This is a genomic window from Neochlamydia sp. EPS4 (assembly GCF_000813665.1).
Classification (GTDB): domain Bacteria; phylum Chlamydiota; class Chlamydiia; order Chlamydiales; family Parachlamydiaceae; genus Neochlamydia.
The window spans coordinates 20,030-40,177 of the sequence record NZ_JSDQ01000052.1 but is presented as its reverse complement, the minus strand read 5'-3'; the positions used below and the strand labels follow the sequence as shown (position 1 = coordinate 40,177).

Below are 20,148 nucleotides of genomic sequence, written 5' to 3'. Positions count from 1 at the left end.
AGCAACTTCCTGCATAAAAGCATCAAAAGATTTCCCGTTGAGGATGGCCTTTTAACTTATATTTTAGCAAGATAAAGGAAGGGAAGAAATTCCAAATTTGAAAAAATATTATAAGCTTTAAATGCATTTATCTATTAGATAAATGCCTATCTTAAAACTTTGAGATGTAGGGCTCTGGCTTGCCTAGAGCCCTATATAAATGTTCTATTCTTTGGTGATACGATCGAAATATTGGATGATATCGCCTACAGTTTTAAACTTTTCAGCTTCTTCTTGGGGGATTTCTCTTCCTAAACGCTCTTCAAAAGTCATATTGAGCTCTGTTAAATCCAGAGAATCTGCATTTAGATCTTCGACAAGCTTTTTAGAAGGAGTTACATCATCTCTATCTACACCCAGCTGTTCTACAATGATGTCGATGACTTCTTGTTCTGTTGATGACATACACATTCCTTTTAATTAATAGATTTCTTAAAAAAAAATAAGATATCATTTTTACCAATTACATTCAATGATGTAATTAGGGTTACATCACCATTCCTCCATCTACTACTAATACTTGCCCAGTCATATATTGGGCCATCGAGCTGGCTAGGAAAACGGCTGCATTGGCAATATCTTCAGGCGCGCCCATCCTTTCCATAGGAATGGAAGAGAGTATGGCCTGGCGCTGCTGTTCTGTCATGTCTTTCGTCATCTGCGTGTCAATAAAGCCAGGAGCTATGCAATTAATGCGAATATTACGGGAGGCAAATTCTTTAGCAAGAGCTTTTGTAAAACCTATAATAGCAGCTTTTGAAGCCGCATAATTCGCTTGCCCACTATTACCAATCAGGCCGATCACTGAGCTAATATTTATAATCACCCCTTGGCGGGCTTTAAGCATATGACGGGTAAGGGCCTTACAAGTATTGTAGCAGGATTTTAAGTTAACTTCCATGACTGTATCCCAATCTTCTTCAGTCATTTTCAACATTAGCTGATCGCGCGTAATCCCGGCATTATTGACCAAAATATCCACTTTGCCATAATTTTGCTGTACCTGTTTTATAGCCGCCTCTACCTCTAGGGTTTTAGCTACATTGACTGGATAAAAAGAGGCTTTTTCTGCTCCAATTTCCTGTACTACTTCTTGGCCTCTTTTCTCATTTGTTCCGAAGATTGCCACCATTGCTCCTTGACGAGCAAATTCATGAGCAATTGCTTTGCCAATGCCAGCAGTTCCTCCTGTAACGATAGCCACCTGATTGTTTAAAAGATGATGCATCTAGAGTTTTCCTATATTTTAGCGAGCTGATCAAGTTCCGTTAATTTTTCTACAGAAATGGTATTTATGTGGGGAAGAATACGTTTATTAAAACCTGCTAGTGTCTTTCCACACCCTATTTCAATAAATAGCTCGACTCCCTCTTCCCCCAGGTGGCGGATGCTTTGCTCCCAGCGAACAGGAGAAGTCACCTGCCTAATTAAATGACTTTTAATATCGAGAGTATTTTCTACCTTTTTACCAGGAACATTCATGATCAAACCTATCGGGCTATCTTGGATAGAAGCATGATGGATATGTTCAGCAAGACGTTCTTCAGCTGTCTTCATAAGACCACTGTGAAAAGCTCCATATACATTTAAAGGCAAGACACGTTTGGCACCTTTATCTTTAAGCGCTGATGCAGCGCTATCAATTCCTTTTCGAGTTCCCGAAATCACTATCTGGCCGGGGCAATTAAAATTAGCAATCCATAAATCATGAGGCAAATTCACTGCTTGCACAGCTTCCTCTACTTCGTGAGCTGTAAGACCTAAAACAACTGCCATACCCCCTGGATGAGCCTCACAGGCTTCATTCATATAATGGCCTCTATATTGAATAATAGAGAGGCAGGAGGCAAAATCTAGTTTCTTAGAAGCTGTCAATGCTGAATATTCACCTAAGCTTAAGCCAGCACACACATCTGGCTGTATGTTAGGATATAAATCTTTAATAATCCTTAGAAGCGCCATAGAGACAACATAAATGCCCGCCTGGCTATTTTTTGTTTCAAGCAGTTCTTCCTCAGGACCTTCTAATATTATTTTAGATAAATGGCGATGTAACACCTCATCGGCCTCTTGAAAAGTTTGCCTAGCGATGGAGAAATTTTCATAAATATCTTTTGCCATCCCAAGATATTGGACTCCCTGGCCAGGAAATAAAAAAGCAATTTTTTTAGAATGCGACATATCTTTGCGTCCTTATACCTTATCAGTCGAATGAAGAGGATAAATCATCTATTTGGGTTATAATAGCGGCTGCCCAAGTAAGCCCGGCTCCAAAACCTACCAATAGCAGCTTTTCACCTAGTAAAATTTGGTTTTCGCTCTTGAGCTCTTCCAAGGCTATGGCCACGCTAGATGCCGAGGTATTGCCATATTTATGCAAGGTTTTATAAACGCGTTCACTTGGTAGATTAAAACTTTTAGCTAATGCTTCAATAATCCGTATATTAGCTTGATGGGGTACTAACCAATCAATCTCTCCTTCGGTTATACCGGCTTTAACTAAACATTCTTTTGCTGCAGCCCCCATTCTTCGTACGGCATGCTTGAAAACTTCCTTTCCTTCCATTTTCAAAAAATGTAACTCTTGGGTTACGGTTTCGATGCTTGAAGGCTGACGCGCGCCACCCGCAGGAATCATTAAAAGTTCGGCAACTTCTCCATCTGAACCTAAGCAAAATGCGTCGAGGGAAAATCCCTTTCCTTGATTAGAGATCACAGCCGCTGCCGCTCCATCGCCAAACAGAACACAGGTATTTCTATCTTTGTAATTGATAATAGTAGAGAGCTTTTCTGAAGCAATTAAAAGAATATTGCGATAGATGCCTGCTTCAATGTAAGCCTTAGCAATCGACAATCCATACAAAAAACCTGTGCAAGCGGCTTGTATATCTAAGGCCGCAGCAGATGACGCCCCTAGCTTGGCCTGAATAATAGCAGCTGTACTTGGTGTGATGTAATCGGGTGTCATTGTGGCCACTAAAACCATGTCTATATCTGCAGCTGACACGCTACTTTCCTGCAATGCTTTTTGGGCCGCATAAAACCCCATTAAAGAAGGAGGCTCGTGAGTGCCGGCAATTCGACGTTCTTTTATTCCTGTACGCGAGACAATCCAGTCATCGGTTGTTTCAACCATCTCTTCTAGATGTTGATTGGTTAAAATACGTTCAGGTAAAAAAGAGCCCATTCCTACGATACGCGCTTTAGGTTGAATTGGCATTTGTCTGCCCCCCTTATTTATTAAAAAGCAAAACTGTATCAAAAATGCTTATTAAAAAGAAGCGCTCCCTTTAGAGCCCCAAGCTATCTACATGGATAATATAGATAATTCAGTGAAAAGAGAGAGATAAAATTATAGGGATATATATTTATGGGTTAAGCGTAGAAAAACTTAAAGTTAAGCAGACAAGACGATTGAAAAAACTGCTTTTTTAAGGAAAATACAAGGGCTCGCTAAAAAACATAAATTTAAAAATAATAACTAAAAAAACAGCACCAGTAGCGATTACAAGATGAAGTTTTTCTCCCACTCTTTAGGTTTTAAATAAAATAACCTTTTATGCTATGCTTTTTCTTAAAATTATGGCAAAACTATGCATTATCCTCCTCATTTATTAAAAGTTATAAATGTCTTGAAAAGGCTACCGGGAGTAGGTTCTAAAAGTGCCGAGCGTTACGCTTTCCATATGCTAGGATGGCCACAAGAATATTTAGATGAAATGGCTAGCACCCTAAAAGATATTCATGAAAAATTGCCGCAGTGTGAGGAATGTGGCTGCTTAAAAGGCGAATATGCTTGCCCTTTTTGTACAGAGCAACGCCAGCAATCTAAGGTTATTTGCATTATTTCGTGTGCAAGAGAAGCTTTTTCCATTGAAACAACAGGCGAATATAAAGGCCTTTATCACGTATTAGGAGGCTTATTGTCTCCTTTAGAAGGCATAGGTCCCGATAAACTGACTATTGCCGCATTAAAAACACGTATTGCTTTGCTAAAAATAGAAGAGATTGTCATTGCCTTAGATTCTACTCTTGAAGGAGATGCTACCTCTCTTTATTTAAAGCAAGAATTAGCTCCCTTGGGAGTTGCTATCTCTCGTTTAGCTTTTGGACTTCCTATGGGAAGCCCCCTCGATTATGTAGATGGAGGTACATTAGCACGAGCTTTCTCCGGAAGAAGCAAATTTTAATCCTCAGTCCCCTCTCCTTTTCTTCTTCTTTACAATATTACAAAACTTACCCTATGATTACTCTTTTTTCGATTATCATCTATAATTTTCAGAGGAATCTGTGACAAATAAATTAATGCTTTTCCTTAATATAGGATTTTTGCTTCTAGTAAGCGGCTACTCATCAAATCTTTTCGGTCAGTCTACCCAATATGAAAATCAAAAAATAGAAAAAATTGAAATTCTTCTTCAAGGGCCTTGCGACCATTTTGAAGAAGATGCTCTCCTTAACCGAATCAAAACACGGCAAGGAGATTTTTTTTCGCAAACACATTTTGATAACGATCTTAAAATTCTTTCTCAAGATTATGACCGTGTTGAACCCCTTGTTGAAAGCTTAGCTGATAAGCTATATATTACCTTAAAAATATGGCCCAAGCCTATCATTCGCTCTATCAACTGGCAGGGTAACGAACATATAAAAACTAAAAGGTTAAAGCAAGAGTTGAAAGTATCTTGCTTTTCTGTTTTTGACCGTAAAAGCTTTAATCAAGCTTTTCACAAGCTAAAAGCTTACTATATTAAAAAAGGTTTTTTTGAAGCGGAGCTTACCTACGATGTACAGCTAGATGCCACTACTAACGAAGTAGATATCAACATCTCTATTACTGAAGGGCGCTCGGGCTATATCAAAGAAATTGTATTTGTTAATTTTACAGATCATGAACAAGAAGAGATAAGTGAGCAGCTGGTGACTAAAAAATATAATATATTTTTAAGTTGGCTAAGCAATGAAGGAACTTACAATGAAGAGGCCATGCAGCATGATCAAGCCACCATTCTTAATTATCTTCATAATCAAGGATATGCTGATGCAGCTGTCGATATTAAAGTTGTGGAAGCCGCTCAAGAAAACCGTGTGGTCATTATAGTTACTGCAAACAAAGGATCTATTTATAGAGTAGGTAATATTACAATCGAGGGAAATCACCTATTTAGTACAGAAGAAATCTATCAGCAGTTAACTTTTTGTGAAGGAGGGATATTTTCTCCTGAAAAAATTCGTCAAAGCCTAGAAAACATTACAAATCTCTATGGTCGTAAAGGCTATATTGATGCCATCATTGATCATGAACCTACTCTTTCTGAAAGCCAAGAACACATCTACAACCTTAAAATCACTATTGAAGAGGGCGAGCAGTTTCGGGTAGGTTTAATTAAGGTATTTGGAAATTCTCAGACCCAAACAAAAGTTATTCTCCATGAAACCCTGATTATTCCTGGAGAAGTCTTTAATATTGAAAAACTGAAAAAAACTGAAGAACGTTTAGCCAACATTGGCTATTTTTCGCATGTAAACGTCTATGCTGTTAAATCAGAAGATTCTTATGGCTTAGGAGAAAATTATCGCGATGTCCACATTGAAGTAGAAGAAACCAGCACGGGACATTTTGGTGCATTCTTTGGATTTAGCACCGCAGAAAGTATTTTTGGCGGCTTTAATATCACTGAAAAAAACTTTAACTATAAAGGCTTAGGTCGTTTCTTTCAAGATGGCTATAAAGCCTTAAGAGGAGGCGGCGAATATGCCCATGCTACCGCTACAGTGGGCTCCAAAAGCCGCAGCTATGTTTTTTCTTGGACCAAGCCATTTTTTAATGATACTCAATGGATTGTAGGATTTGAGCTAGAAAATTCTGTCAATCGCTATATAGCCAAAGACTATGATATAAAAACTTATGGGGGAATGGTTAATGCTACTTATCAGTTAAATCAGTTTATGAAATTGGGGTGGCATTACCGCTTAAAACATACAGATATTCAAACCTCGCATGACTTGCTTTATGAAGAACAGTATAAATATTACGCCAAGCATGAGCATGGGGCTTCGTTAGTTGAAGAATCCCATAATGATGGAATGGTTTCAGCCACCGGATTAACATGGTCTTACGATTCTACTGATCACCCGGCCAAACCTACCCAAGGATTTAAATCACGTTTAGAATTGGAGATAGCTGGATTGGGCGGTAACTATCGTTTCTTTGGCGCTGCCTACACCAATAGCTGGTTTCATAAATTAGATAGACGCAGTGTTTTAAAGCTACGCATGGATTTTCGCTTCCTTTATCCCTTTGGAGGGACGACTGCTAAAAAAATGCCCCTTGACGAGCGGTTATTTCTGGGTGGCGATAACATGATAAGAGGCTATCGTCCTTATAAACTGGGGCCACGTTTCATTGAAGGAGATCCACGGGGTGGGATGTCCATGGAGATTTATTCGATAGAGGCTTCTCGAAGGTTCATGAAAAACCTCGAAGGTTTCATTTTCTGTGATGCCGGTCATCTTTCTTTTGCCACTTTTGATTTCGGATTGAAAAAAGCACGTATTAGTACATCCGTTGGCTTAGGCATACGTTTCAAAATAGTCGAAAGCATTCCCCCTCTTACGATGGGTTATGGAATCCCTATCAATCCTAAAACACGCGGAGAGGTTAAAAGCTTCTTCATCAGCGTGGGCGGGCGTCTTTAAGATCTATCAAAACAAGGAGAAAATTTAATGAAAAAGTTATCTAAAAAAATCCTGCAAGCAGTTAGCGTAAGTTTCGCTTTAGTGGCCCTATGCCCTGCAGCAGTAGAAGCCTCTGCAGCTAAAGCTGATCAAGGAATTAAAATGCGTCTGGTGAACTTTAAGACTTGCGTAGAAAAATCTAAACTAGGCAAGCAAGAACAAGCTAGCTTTGAATCGCTCAAAAAGCAAATGGAAACAATGCTAGGCGAAAAAGAAAAAACATTGAATGAAATGGCCGATAAACTTAATGATCCTGACTATCTTGACAGCCTCTCCCCTGAAGCAGAAACAGAGCTTAAGCGTAAATTTAGAACTTTAAGCCAAGAGGCAAGCCAACAGCAGTCGCAATATTATCAAGCAATACAACAAGCTAATTATAAAATATTGGATAAGCTCGCTGATGTGATCACTCAAGCCTCTGAGACTGTTGCTAAAAAGTATGGCTACCATATGGTGATGAACGAAGAAGGAGCTTACTATTATGATAAGGAATTAGACATTTCTGATGATATTGTGAGTGTGATGGATGAGCTTTTTGATAAAGAAGCTAAAGAGCCAAAGACATCCACAGGATCCAATCCATAAAGTCATAAGAGAAATCGATGAATTCCTTAAAAACCTTTAAGCTGGCCCATATAGCAGCGATGACACAATCAAAGCTGATAGGCAATCCCGATTATCAAATTGAAGGGGTTGCCGATCTAGAAAGAGCGAGTGCCAAAGAGGCCTCCTTTCTAGAAAATCCCCGCTATGAGCAAGCGATGCAAAAATCTCATGCAGGTGTGATATTTGTTAATTCACATACTCCTTTGGCGGGTGATCGTAACTTTTTGATTAATGAAAACCCTTCTTTAGCATTTCAGCAATTAATTGATGCTTTTTTTAAAGAAAAGGGAGAGCTTACAGGTTTTGCAGGAATTCATCCAACAGCTGTGATTCACGAAACGTGCCAAATTGGCGCTAATGTAAAAATTGGACCCCATGCTGTTATAGATAAAGAAGCTAAAATAGATGACAACACCTTTATTGGTGCAGGAGTATACGTAGGTCCTTATGCTACTATAGGAAAGGATTGCCTTATCCATCCTAACGCTGTAATCCGTGAACGCTGCTCCCTAGGAGACAGAGTCATTCTACAACCAGGTGCTGTGATAGGAGCTTGTGGTTTTGGCTATATTACCAACAAAGCTGGTGAACACATTAAATTGCAACAATTAGGTAAAGTGGAAATAGAAGATGATGTTGAAATTGGAGCCAATACGACTATCGATCGATCACGCTTTGAAACTACGCATATTAAAAAAGGCTCTAAAATAGATAATCTTGTGCAAATTGGACATAATGTCACTCTAGGCGCTCATAATATTATCGTGGCTCAGACAGGGATTGCCGGCTCCACTAAAACTGGCCGTCATGTCGTGATGGGAGGTCAAGTAGCGGTAGCGGGGCATCTTAAGATTGCCGATGAAGTGATGTTAGCCGGACGCAGTGGGGTGACCAAATCCTTGCCTAACTCTGGTAAGTACGGAGGGTTACCAGCCCAGCCTATCGAAATTCATAACCGTAATAGCGTATTTCTCAACCATATAGAAAAATACATAAAAATAATTAAAGCTCTACAAGAAGAGATAAAAATTCTAAAAGACAAATCTCCTCATTAAAAGTTCCATCAGAATCATTTACTTAGGCAAAATTTAATTTCTATTCAATAAGAAACGTGAGGGAAATCTCATGTTTGGTTTCTAGTTAACGCGAGTGATTTAGTATTTATTCACTCTCTTCTTTTATTTGCAAACAGTAGGATGTGATAAACGCTATTTTATTTAACTACTTTAAGTATTAATTAAGCCTTTTACTACGTAACACACACACCGTAGAAGAGCCAAATTATTGTAGCAATAGATGGGAAATTTGCTTAAATATTACTCTTTAAAATAAATGCTTAAAAATATAGAAACCTTAACCTACTCCCCTTTCTTCCTTTTTTTCTGGTGAGGAGGTGGAAGATGTTCCACGGCCGCTGAAACGTTGCTACTATCTTCTTGGCTTTTAGCACTTCTGGCTTTTCTTCTTTTAGATTCTTCTGTTACCAATTTTTCAGTTGAATTGTTTGCTCTCTCTTCATTTTCTAGATTTCTTGGAGGTTCCTCGGGTTGATAACTGTCGTTTTTAGCGGGAAAAAAATTGAAAACTTTCATCCCAATCAATAATTGTCCCCCATTAGGAGAAAAGGATGCCGGCTGGTATCCCCCGTATCCCAAGTGGTTTCCCAAAGTGCGCAAGTATTCGCCTGTTTGAGCATCCCACAATTGAACATCATGCGAGTCAGAAATAACCAACCATTGGCTGTTTGGAGAAAAAAATGCTTGTTTGAAATTTTCAGGCTCTTCCAAATTTTTTAGGCATTTCCCTGTTTGTGCATCCCAAAGGTGGATGGAGTCGATGAGGTAAATAACTACCTTTTCACTATTTGAAGAAAAAGATATTCTTGCAAGCCACTCTTTTTTTTCCAGTTTTTCTAAAGTCTGTAGACATTCTCCTGTGTTGGCATCCCAAAGGCGAATGAGATCCATCGTATCGGCAATTATCCGCTGGTTGTCGGGAGAAAAGAGGATTATCTGTGTGCGTGCCGCTAGCTTATCATCTAAAGTTTTTAGCTTTTCCCCCGCTTTAACATCCCAAAGGCAAAGAGACTGCCTATTCTCAATAATTAGGCGCTGACCATCTGAAGAGAAAGATATGATGGAGGCATCTCCGCATTCATCCAAAGTGCAGACCCATTCTCTAGTTTTAATATCCCAAAGGCGAATGAATTCATAGTCGTCGATAACTATTTGCTGGCTATCTGGTGAAAAAGTTACTGAGCTTACCTCACTGATTTCATCCCAAATATGTAAGCACGCCCCAGTGTTAGCACTCCAAAGGCTAATGGATTCATTACTAGTGATAACTAGCAACGCGCTATCTGGAGAAAAAGATATTCTTGTGAACAGGCTTTTTTTATCCAGTTTTTCCAAAGTGTGTAGGCATTGCCCAGTTTTAGCATCCCAAAGGCTAACGGATTTAGAGCTATCGATAAACAGCCACTTGCCATCCGGAGAAAAAGGTGTTTGTGAACTCCGATGTTCTATTCCCCGTCTTTCTAAAGCCTGTAGACATTCTCCCGTTTTAGCATCCCAAAGGCAAATGGAGCTACCCCAGGTAACTAGCCGTTCCTTATTTGGAGAAAAGAATACTTCTGTGCCCAATGGGTCTTCTTCTATGGCTTTTAGACATTCTCCTGTGTTGGCATTCCAAAGACTAATGGACTTAGATCTATTGATAATTAGCCACTGGCTACCTGAAGAAAGAAATAGATCTTTGCTCCAAGTAATTCCCTCCCAAACCTGTAGACATTTCCCCGTATTAGCATCCCAAAGGCTAACAATGTCACGAGCAATGTCCCAAGGAAGGGTAAGTAGGTCATTATTAAAAATAATTACATGCTTACCATTAGAAGAAAACGCTGCTTGCGAGTTTTTATTATGTCCTTTTTCCAATGCCATAGGAAGCAAATCAATAATTTGCACACGATTAGCTTCTATATTGTATTGAGCCACAATTAGATCTTTGGGAGAGATTTTCATCATGTCGGGTATAGCAGATAAAGTAGGATAAGTTTTCCCAAGTAAACATTTCCAAAGTGCAGTTTCTGCGCCTAATTCATACCAGCTCTTGCATACCTGCTGGCTAAAGACAAGTTCTTTAACAGGCAAAAAGGAAAAAATTTTTAACAATATTTCCGAAGGGAGTGTACCTATAGCGGATTCTTTTTCTGACGAGGAAACTTTGCTAGCTTTTTGGAAATAGAGCTTTTTCCATAAGTTACTTGCTTGAATCAGTTGCTTCCATTCTTGGCAAACTCCCTCTGCTTGACATAGATCGGAGGCTCCCAATTTTGAGAAAATCTTGACTGTGATCTCGGAATAAATATTTGTTTCTTCTCTAAACCAAGAAAGAGTCTTAAATACAGGAAATAAAACAGAGGGATTTGGATGCAAAGGGTTCATTTGTTTAACCTCTCTTTATCTAAATTTTCATTTCGCTACCTTTTTATATGTAAGGACTTTTAAATTTCTTTTTCTCTATATTCATCAACGATCATATTAGAGAGGGTTTGAAATAAATGCTATTAAAATAATATTTCAACATTCAAGCATGATGAATGGCATTTGAAAAATAAAATGGATAAGCTTTAAATCAATCAAAGGCTACAGTCTTATTTGAGAATTTTATCTTATGCCTATCAAGAGACGTTACCCCAAAGCGATAAAAAACGGCTATTGAGTATAAGAGGATAAGCGCTAGCTCTTGTTATTTTTAATCCTACTTCCCAAGAAAAAAATAAAGCCTTTTATTAATGGCCAGTTTTTCACGTTCCCCTAGCTTAGCAGAATTTCCATTGCGCCGCCGTGCCTCTCACTCCTAGGGCTAAAGAAAAGGCAGCCGACCTTTACAGCGAGGCCGGCGTAGAAATAGCAGCCCATAACTACCAGTAAGCCACTGACTACACGCCGGTCAAAACGACCGGGACTCGGATAGACATTAAACTTTTCTTGGCAGGTGTGTAGGTCAAAGGATTATTAGAAAATGGATACTTCTTAAAGCGAATGGAGTGCATAAAAATAGAAATGGCAGCATCTAACGCAGGGGGAACTTCATACTCCATTCACGTTTTCTAGACGTATCTAGCAATAATGGCTTGTTGGTTCATATAACTCTTATTTTAGTTCCCCTCAATAATATCCTTTGCCATTAGCACCCAATGAGATTAGGGTTTAGATTGATGGCCCTAGGCATTGATACATTAACGCGAGTTATCGGATAAGAAAACAATCTAAGGCTGCTTCAAATCATGCCTTAAACTATTTCCTTATCCGATAACTCGCGTTAATTACTCTCTTAAGGTTTATCCATGAGAAATTTTATTTTTAATAAAGCTTGAAAAAGGTCGATGTCAATTTTCATAGTCTAACTTAATCTCAAGTTCAATCCCATTGCTACACATAATGAAACAAGCGTGTGCCATTTAGGATTACCGGCTCCTGAAAGGGTTTTTTAGAGGCTTTCACGGCCTACATGAGCTTTTTTAGCCAATGCGCCAAGGCCGCCTTGAGCTTCTGCGACGTTACGTAGAGCCATTAAGAAAAGATGTTGTGATTCCTTATCGCCTTTAAGGCTTTCTTCTAGCGCAGCATTTAGGTATGCAACAGCTTCATCGTGATCCTTTAAGTGCTTGAGCAGAAATTTTTGATATTTTTACTTCTTGCCATGATCTAACTCTCTTAATTGATAATCTTTTGCTTTAGCAATATCCCTTTCTTGAGAGCTTTTATCACCGCCACAAAGAAGCAAAATGACTTTATTCCCAATCTTTCCGTAATAATCCGGGTCCGTAATGAATTCTAAGCTCGCAAACCCCTTTTTGTAAGGTTTTGCAATCGCCGAAGTCCCCAGCCTTAAGCGATCAAGCCGTGTCAGGATTTTGGCCCGTGTATGGATTTCTTTGATATCCTTGATCCAGATTTCAAAGGGTTGCTTACCATTTACTGTTTCGTATAATTCGATTTCTATTCCTTCCATATATCCTTATTGTATCTTATGGGATACATTTTTCAAGAATTTTTTAAGCAGCTAATTCGGATTAGTACCTTTTTACGCAAGTTTTTGATCAAGTTCTTCTTACCTCACCTTTCCAGTACTTTTTGGCGATCTGCCTGTATAAAATCCATTTTTGCCTATCCTCACTCACTATTTTCTATGCTCTCTTTAAAATAAAACGCAGAACAACTAATAAATTAATAAATAAAAATATTAAAGCAAAAACACTGCTTTGAAAGAGGCAGCTCTATACGCTCGGTCGTAAGGGTTAGGATAGATAACTTAAGCTCTCTCCCAGAGCCTTTGTTTGGACATCAATGATTAATTTATTTTACTTAAGGATAGCCAGCCTTGATTTAAGGCTCGCTATACAAAAAAAATTTTAAATAGAAAAACAAACTATCATTGCTTACAATCTTTTTAGCTTCCTACGTTAGATAAAAATTTATAAATTGAGGAATGTATGATTTTAACGACTCTCTTAGCTAGCCTTGCTTTGCTCACAAGTAGCAACTGCTCCGAATCAAAAGAAGATGATAATTTATTAATAAGAGCCTTGCAAAAACAGCAAATAGATGCTCGCTCAGTGATTTGGGATGATCCTCAAAACAATTGGAAAGACTATCAAGCAGTGTTAGTTTTTTCTACTTGGGACTATCATACCGATAAGTTTAACTTTTTCTTGCAAACCTTAGGCAATATTGAAAAACAAGGAATCCCACTTTTTAACCCCCTTAGCACCATTCGTTGGAATGCTTCAAAAGTTTATTTAAAAAAGCTAGCAGAGAAAGGAGTTAAGGTCATTGATAGTATTTATTTATCTTCTAAAGATTTAAAAAATTTACCCAACCTTTTAGAAAAATATGGATGGGAAGAATGCGTGATAAAACCTAGTATTTCTGCTAGTGGAGATCACACTTTTAGATTTAATTCTTCTACTGTCCAAGAAATGCAAGCTCACTTTGAAGGTTATCCTTGTGACTTAATAGTTCAACCTTTTATGAAAGAAATCATGACAGAAGGCGAATGGTCCTTTATCTTCTTCGAAAAAGAGTTTATCCATTGCGTGTTAAAAAAACCGGCAGATGGGCAATTTTTAGTGCAAAGCGCACATGGAGGCTCCGTTCAACCGGTCACCCCACCTGATTGGATGATCAACGAAGTTAAAAAAATTCTCCTTGCTACTGAACAACCTTATTTACATGCTAGAGTAGACGTGATCAAGAAAGGTTCTGCGTTAGCCGTGGTGGAAGTAGAAATGATTGAGCCCTCACTTTTCCTTAGCTATTTTCCTGGCTCTGCCGACAAGTTGGCTCAAAAAATTAAAGAGAGACTCTCAGCTAGCTTAACGCCCCTTGAACCTCGGTCCAAAGGGAGGACTTCTTTGTAACTCCTGTATTAAGAAACAAGTGGAGTGACTATACTCAATTTAAAGTAGAGAGTGCCGCCACCCACTTGTTTGCAAGTATAAGAACTCCTGAGGTGAATCATCCAGCAGATGCACAACTCCATGGTTTCCACAGGATTTTACCTTCAAAGGCAAGACAAAGAGGGTAACCCTAAAGTTTATCTCATGAGAGAAATTAAAACTCATCCTTTGGGGATGAGGTTTTCGCGCTCCATCTACTCGCAGGCCTTTATTATTAACCTAATTTGAGAGTTTACTTATATAATTTTCAGAGCTCTTATCTTTTGTGCTTCTCTTCCTAAAAATGGCTTAAAGTCAGCCATTTCCTGGTTAGAAAGCCATAAACCTAGGAGAGAACAAACTCCCCCGACTCTCCCATAAACATACCACAACTTTAGGTGCTTAAGGCTTGGGAAAGGCTTCAGCTATTTTGATAACTTACCTACTCCCTGTCCCAAGCAAAAAAAAATTTTTTAAACCTTTCTCTTTGCTCTTGCTGGCTTTTACTCTTTATATTTTAGGAACTTTTTAGCGTTGTTAATAACTCCCGCGCAAAGAATGAAGAATGCTTATGATTAAAAAAACTTTGCCAACCATAAAGTTTAAGGATACAAACTGTCTTTTACTAAATTTTAATAAGGAGGATAATTGAATGAGAAAAGGTATGGAAGAAGGAGGAGGCAACCATGTTTGTAGCTGCTTATCATACAATCGAGGAGCTAAACGCCCTGGCAAAGAGGCAACCATCTGCTAGATACAGCCACCCATTAAGAGCCATAGCTATGGCGATGGAAGGAGAAAGCTCTTATCAGATAGGAAAAGCTCTGGGATATAGTACAAGTACTATTCAGAAATGGATACGACGATATAATCATCACCACTTGGAAAGATTACAAGACAATCGGCCTATAACTACCGAAAGAAAAAGAGCTGTAATGCCCCAGCAAAAAAAAGCATTTTCAGGACGGGCAGAAAGAAGACCTAGCTCTGAAGAGCCGAGCAGTCTTTCTCTCCTGGATGACCTTCCATTCACCGTCAAAGAAGAGCTTGATAAAAGCTTGACTTTGCCTGAAGGGTCGAAAATTTTAGATTACCCTCATTATACCACTTTAACATCCCGCATTCCGGGCTATCAAGCCAATAAAAAGGAATATACAGGTTTTAAAAAAGTCCCAGAAGCCATCGAGGCCTTAAGCAATCAATTTCCTAAGCACAAGATCGAAATTTGGTTTGAAGATGAAGCCAAGCTAGGCCCCCCTCCCGCCTATCGCCAGGGAGCAGCGAAAAAAGGAAAGCGGCCAAAAGTGCCTAAGTCAATAGCCTATCCTACCCTCTATATAGCGACAGCTATTTGTCCAGCTTTAGGAAAAGCAGAAGGACTCATTTTTCCTTTCTTAAATAGCAAAGCCATTGAGCATCTTCTCGAACAGGTTAATCAATCCCTACCAGTTTCTTCTCATGCCTTACTGATTTTGGACCGAGCCCCCTATCACGTTTGTAAAAAGCTTAGAATTCCTCCTAAGGTTCACCTTTTCTTCTTATCCCCCCCATTGCCCTAAAGCTCCCTCCTCTTAAAAAACTAGCGCCTTATAGGCGTAGTCTTTTTCGTTCTAATCGCGCCTATCAGGCTTACAAAGAACTAAAAAAAGGAGGAGGACTTCTTGGAAGAATGTTTGCCTAGTAAGGAGAAAAAATAAAAAAAACTGATGCGCCATCCCTTAAGTCCAATTGTCTAAGGATTGAGCTAAAAGCGTTAAATAAAGCTCTAGGGACTGCCAGGTCTTCTAAAGTTACGTGTAACTTTGATTTAAACACTTAGAGAAGATTCATTAACGATAGAAGAAGCAGCAGTATGAGGAGAAACTTCACTGTCAACGAGGGTGGCTACACATGAGTCCGACCAAACATTCAGAGCTGTTTCCACCATATCAATAAGGGTGTAGAAAGGTAAAATCACTCCTAATATGTTAAGAGGAACATTCAAAGTGGCTAAAAAAGCGCTCGAAAGAAAATAGCAGCCCATGGGGACCCCTGCATTTCCTACGGCAGCGATAGTAGCAAGAAAAACCCATAGGATCATCTCTAAAGGCGTATAGGTCATGCCATTGCTCATCGATACAAAAAGAACAGTAGTAAGGATGAAAGCGGCACAACCGTTCATGTTGATAGTCGTGCATAGGGGAAAAGCAAAGCTCGCTACACGACGAGAAACTCCCACTCTTTCTTCGGCACATTTCATAGCCATCGGTAAGGCGGCATTGGAAGATTTGGTGAAGAAGGCAATAGATAAAGCTGGCAACATGCCTTTCACAGTCCTTAAAGGAGAGATTTTTTTAAATTTTAAAAGAAGAGGTAATACAATAATTCCCTGCACCAGGTTAGCTAAAATGACTACGGCTAAATAGAGAGCTAAACTTTCGATTTCTAGCCCTTCATGTATATCACGCATGAAAAGGGTAATGAAAGCCCAGATGGCCAAGGGCATGAGCTTGATAATCCATGTTGTCATCTTCATCATTGCAGCATAGAGGCTTGAGAAAAAAGCATGTAGGATATGGCGATTTTCAGCAGGAAGAGCAATGATGGAAAGGCTGAATAAAAGAGCAATAAACAGCACGCCTATTACATTGTTATCATTAAAAGGCCTGATGACATTGGAAGGAATAATTTGCTGGAGATAATGCACATAACTTCCCTGTTTTTCAATCGTGGCTACCGATTCAAAATTTATTTCCTGCAGATGAGTGCGCGCAGGATCGATAACTACAAATAAAATCAAAGCGGTAGAAGCCGCAATAACCGTGGTTAACAAAGTGTATTTTAAGACTTTTTGGCCTAAAACTTTTAGCTCACGCGCACTTTCCATCCCTGACGAAGTTGAAACAATAGAAAGAAAAATGATAGGCAAACTGACCAATTTAAGGAGATTAATAAATACGGCTGAAAAGCTTTCGGCCACGGTATTTACCATTTCATTATTCATGTACCCAGTGATAAGGCCACAGCAAACAGCTACAAAAAGTAAAAAAGTGGTGTTCAGGTGGATAGATTTATTTAGCAAAGCATTCATAAAAACCCTATCTATAGGCATAAAAAAAGTAGATAGAAGAATAAATTATTGGAACATATATAGCACACTATTTTTAAACAAAAAGGTTAACTTTGCTTTCTATCTAATCAAGTAGAGGACAAAAGGTGGCGCTGAATAGACCAATGAAAGTTACTCATCGCGAGCAATTGCTCAAGCTAAAATTTATTTAAGGTTGATAAATAATTGAAAAAAGAGGAGAAAAATTCAATACCAAATCTTTGAGCCTATACGTAGTAAAGTTACTCCCTCGCGAATGGCTAGTTTATAATCTTGGGACATTCCCATAGATAGATGAGGTAATTGATTAGAAGGTTTATAATCTTTTAACAAAGCTTCTTTTAACCGACGTAGCCTTTCAAAACTTTTAGCTATAATTTTCTCATTATCGGTCAAAGGAGCCATTGTCATTAATCCTTGCACATCAAGGTGGGGTAAAGAAAGAAAATCATTAAAATTTTGATAGCACTCCTCGCAAGTCATCCCTTGCTTAGATGGTTCTTGAGAGGTGTTTACTTGAAGTAAAATAGCTGTAATTAAATTTAATTGCTTAGACACCTCTGCTATTTTATTAGCTAGATCCAAAGAATCTACCGAATGAATCAAAACAAAAGGGCCCACTGCTTTACGTACTTTGTTTTTTTGTAAGGGCCCGATGAAGTGCCAATGGCAGTCAGAAGGAGCCTGTTTTATCTTAGGTAGAGCTTCTTGAATTCTATTCTCTCCAAAATTTCGACACCCTTCTTGATAAAGGGGAAAAATAAATTCCCAAGGTTGCTTTTTAGAGACCGCAATTAGTTTAATGTCTTCAATCTTTCTATTACTGGCCTGGGCTGTTTCCGCAATTTCTTGTTGTAAGGCTCGGTAATTATCAAGAATGGACATAGTTAAAATCTAAAACCTTTAGGGGGATTTAAAACTTCATGGATGACAATGAGATCTTTCTTAGTAGGAAGATGATGGATTAAACTTTTAATGCGGGAAGAGCGCTTATAAATCAAAGGAGGAGCAGATTTGCTTTCACGAAAGCCCTGGCTTAAAAGATGGTCACCATAATCCCCTTCATATTTATTTTTGCTATTCATATTAAATTGGCGTTCTTCAATCTGATTGCGCACCTGAAAGCCATCTAAATTTGACTTAAATTTATTTTCCTCTTTAGAAGTTTTCTTTTTGTAAGCAGGTTGATGATAGATTGTCTTCTTTTTATACTCAGCTGGTAGGCTCGCTGGCTTTAAATTTTTTGGGGAGGGAGGAGTAAAACTTTTGCTTTTTTCCATATCGGCATTTAAGGAATGAAGAAAATCTTGCAATCTTTTAGCTTGTAAGGGGTCATCATCTTGGATGCTGGCAAGTTTTTTAGACCTTTTATTAGGCTGAACAAGCTTAATGAGCATATAGAGCATGGCTGCTACACTCACTAAGAAACCTATCGTATCGTTAATATGCATCTTATTTTTCCCTATGCAAAGCTGTTAATGAGAGGGCTGAGAACAAAACTTTCTTAAAATTTTTTATCTTCCCTTTATAAGCTTACTTTTACTCATGAAAGCAGCTTGAAGGCCTTATTTTTCTATTAACTTAGCAATTAAGGCCTATCAAGCTTATAGCTTATTTTTTTCTATCGTCACTTTCTTCGGCAATAGATTTACGCATTTTAGTATCAGCAAGTATATTTTCATAACGGGTAAAATCCATAATGCCTATGTGCCCTGAGCGAAAAGATTCGGCAATCGCCATAGGAATAGAAGACTGAGCCTCAATTAGCTTAGCTTCCATGTCTTTAACTTTAGCCATATTTTCCTGTTCCATCGCAGCGGCCATTGCTCGCCTTTTTTCTGCTTCAGCTTGGAAGATACGTTTATCGGATTCTGCTTTATCGGCACGCAGTTTGGCACCAATATTTTCGCCTAAGTTCATCTCAACAATATCAATAGAAAGAATAACAAAAGCTGTAGAAGAATCAAGTCCTTTTTCTAAAACCACTTGGGAAATTTTATGAGGCGATTCAAGGACATGCAGATGGGTTTCAGAACTACCGATAGCAGTTACAATCCCTTCACCCACACGAGCAATAATCGTCTCTTCAGTAGCACCGCCTACTAATTGGGCAATATTTGTTCTCACGGTTACACGAGCGCGGACATTAATTTGAATGCCATCTTTAGCGACCCCTGTGATGTAGCCCCCATGGCTAGGGCAGTCAATTACTTTGGGATTTACAGAGGTCTGCACCGCATCGCGAAGGTCTCTTCCTGCCAAATCAATCGCTGTTGCGCGGCGCCAATCGAGCTGAATATTGGCTTTATCTGCAGCTATAAGAGCCGTAGCTACCTCAGAAACATGGCCTCCAGCTAGGTAGTGTGTTTCCAAGTCTGAGACAGTCACTTGCTTTAATCCTGCTTTGAATAGATTAATGCGCGCATTGACGATGACTCGTAAAGGGATTTTACGCAAACTCATACCGATTAGATTAAATAAAGGGATCGGAGTACCCGAGACAAAAGCTTGAAACCAAAAACTAAGAAATTTTCCTAGAATGCTTAAAATAATAAGAGAAGCCAATGCAAGAAGAATCAGCAAAAAATATAGTTCTGAGCTTAAATGCAAGGCCAATAGTTGATGAGTCATGTTTTATTCCTTTCTAACAATTAAATTAGATTCATTGCCGCCAATCACAAGAACTTTAGTACCTTTAGATAGATACCCTTCCTGAGAAATAGCAGGTTGCTGTTTGCCTTCTACGATAATAAAGCCCCCAGGTTTTAAATCTGTCAGCACGATGGCTGACTTACCGATTGTAGAAGCATCATAATCGACAGCACGGTAACCATCTTGAGTATCTGCAGAGTAAATGCTATGCTGAGGCTTTTCGGTACGAATGCGCCAGAGAGCAAATTTAATTAAAAAAGCAAGCGCCACGCCACTCCCTATCACATATAAGATAACCAATAGAAAAGATTCGGTTTGCCTAGCAAACATGCTAAAGCTGGCTAATATGCAAATACCCCCGACAATCCCCATTAGGGCACCTGGCAGATAAAACTCTATAAATATTAATATAAAACCTAGCACTAAAAAAATTAAAGGACTCATTAATTTAGCTCCTTATTTGAAGAGTCAATCGCATGGTTCACAATAGGAGTGCTCTTCGCTTTTACAATAGCCATTCTTTCCACCTTTTTTCAATAAAATTGCTCCTAATTCCCCTCTCATATGAGGCATTCTTTAGGCC

At 38.8% G+C, this 20,148-nt stretch carries 18 protein-coding genes; 6 read left to right on the top strand and 12 right to left on the bottom strand.

Annotated features, from left to right (window positions below; translation table 11 throughout):
- Positions 1–204: 204 nt before the first annotated feature.
- From acpP to DB42_RS05505, 4 genes are all read right to left on the bottom strand, one after another.
- The gene (gene acpP / locus DB42_RS05520) at positions 205–450 is read right to left on the bottom strand and encodes an acyl carrier protein (RefSeq protein WP_039385299.1); all 246 of its coding nucleotides are present in this window, start codon (positions 448–450) and stop codon (positions 205–207) included.
- A gap of 76 nt (positions 451–526) precedes the next feature.
- Entirely contained in the window at positions 527–1,267 is a 741-nt protein-coding gene (gene fabG, locus DB42_RS05515; protein ID WP_044882086.1) for a 3-oxoacyl-ACP reductase FabG, read from the bottom strand.
- 11 nt (positions 1,268–1,278) lie between these two features.
- A complete protein-coding gene (gene fabD, locus DB42_RS05510; protein WP_044882085.1) occupies positions 1,279–2,220 on the bottom strand; it encodes an ACP S-malonyltransferase in 942 nt (313 codons plus the stop codon).
- Between the two features lie 22 nt (positions 2,221–2,242).
- Positions 2,243–3,259, bottom strand: a complete 1,017-nt coding sequence (locus DB42_RS05505) for a beta-ketoacyl-ACP synthase III (protein WP_044882084.1) — start codon at positions 3,257–3,259, stop codon at positions 2,243–2,245.
- 373 nt (positions 3,260–3,632) lie between these two features.
- On the opposite strand from DB42_RS05505, the gene recR reads away from it, so the two are divergent.
- The 4 genes from recR (at position 3,633) to lpxD (ending at position 8,438) form a co-directional block, all read left to right on the top strand.
- Positions 3,633–4,229: a recombination mediator RecR gene (gene recR, locus DB42_RS05500; protein ID WP_044882083.1), complete on the top strand. Its 597-nt coding sequence runs from the start codon at positions 3,633–3,635 to the stop codon at positions 4,227–4,229.
- A gap of 100 nt (positions 4,230–4,329) precedes the next feature.
- Positions 4,330–6,738 carry an outer membrane protein assembly factor BamA gene (gene bamA / locus DB42_RS05495; RefSeq protein WP_238578999.1) on the top strand — a complete coding sequence of 803 codons (2,409 nt, stop codon included), beginning with the start codon at positions 4,330–4,332 and terminating at the stop codon, positions 6,736–6,738.
- Between the two features lie 27 nt (positions 6,739–6,765).
- Positions 6,766–7,362: an OmpH family outer membrane protein gene (locus DB42_RS05490; RefSeq protein WP_044882081.1), complete on the top strand. Its 597-nt coding sequence runs from the start codon at positions 6,766–6,768 to the stop codon at positions 7,360–7,362.
- Between the two features lie 17 nt (positions 7,363–7,379).
- Entirely contained in the window at positions 7,380–8,438 is a 1,059-nt protein-coding gene (gene lpxD, locus DB42_RS05485) for a UDP-3-O-(3-hydroxymyristoyl)glucosamine N-acyltransferase (RefSeq protein WP_044882080.1), read from the top strand.
- Positions 8,439–8,741: 303 nt separating this feature from the next.
- On the opposite strand, the gene DB42_RS05480 is transcribed toward lpxD, so the two are convergent.
- The 3 genes from DB42_RS05480 to DB42_RS05470 form a co-directional block, all read right to left on the bottom strand.
- Positions 8,742–10,826, bottom strand: coding sequence for an F-box/WD40 repeat-containing protein (locus DB42_RS05480; protein ID WP_044882079.1), 2,085 nt, complete (start codon positions 10,824–10,826; stop codon positions 8,742–8,744).
- 1,048 nt (positions 10,827–11,874) lie between these two features.
- Positions 11,875–12,060: a DNA-binding protein gene (locus tag DB42_RS11850; RefSeq protein ID WP_368665345.1), complete on the bottom strand. Its 186-nt coding sequence runs from the start codon at positions 12,058–12,060 to the stop codon at positions 11,875–11,877.
- A 15-nt stretch (positions 12,061–12,075) separates the two neighbouring features.
- Positions 12,076–12,399 (bottom strand): type II toxin-antitoxin system RelE/ParE family toxin, encoded by a 324-nt coding sequence (locus DB42_RS05470; RefSeq protein WP_080502750.1) that lies wholly within the window; start codon positions 12,397–12,399, stop codon positions 12,076–12,078.
- 481 nt (positions 12,400–12,880) lie between these two features.
- On the opposite strand from DB42_RS05470, the gene DB42_RS05465 reads away from it, so the two are divergent.
- Positions 12,881–13,807: a RimK family alpha-L-glutamate ligase gene (locus tag DB42_RS05465; protein ID WP_044882078.1), complete on the top strand. Its 927-nt coding sequence runs from the start codon at positions 12,881–12,883 to the stop codon at positions 13,805–13,807.
- 704 nt (positions 13,808–14,511) lie between these two features.
- Entirely contained in the window at positions 14,512–15,384 is an 873-nt protein-coding gene (locus DB42_RS05460; protein ID WP_044882077.1) for an IS630 family transposase, read from the top strand.
- Positions 15,385–15,632: 248 nt separating this feature from the next.
- On the opposite strand, the gene DB42_RS05455 is transcribed toward DB42_RS05460, so the two are convergent.
- From DB42_RS05455 to DB42_RS05435, 5 genes are all read right to left on the bottom strand, one after another.
- Positions 15,633–16,895, bottom strand: coding sequence for a dicarboxylate/amino acid:cation symporter (locus DB42_RS05455; RefSeq protein WP_044882076.1), 1,263 nt, complete (start codon positions 16,893–16,895; stop codon positions 15,633–15,635).
- 225 nt (positions 16,896–17,120) lie between these two features.
- Complete coding sequence (locus tag DB42_RS05450) at positions 17,121–17,798, bottom strand: YggS family pyridoxal phosphate-dependent enzyme (protein WP_044882075.1); 678 nt, start codon at positions 17,796–17,798, stop codon at positions 17,121–17,123.
- 2 nt (positions 17,799–17,800) lie between these two features.
- Positions 17,801–18,364 (bottom strand): hypothetical protein, encoded by a 564-nt coding sequence (locus DB42_RS05445; RefSeq protein ID WP_044882074.1) that lies wholly within the window; start codon positions 18,362–18,364, stop codon positions 17,801–17,803.
- A gap of 160 nt (positions 18,365–18,524) precedes the next feature.
- On the bottom strand, positions 18,525–19,544 hold the full coding sequence (gene floA / locus DB42_RS05440; protein WP_039385329.1) for a flotillin-like protein FloA: 1,020 nt from the start codon (positions 19,542–19,544) through the stop codon (positions 18,525–18,527).
- 3 nt (positions 19,545–19,547) lie between these two features.
- Positions 19,548–20,009, bottom strand: a complete 462-nt coding sequence (locus DB42_RS05435; RefSeq protein ID WP_042238962.1) for an NfeD family protein — start codon at positions 20,007–20,009, stop codon at positions 19,548–19,550.
- Positions 20,010–20,148 lie beyond the last annotated feature (139 nt).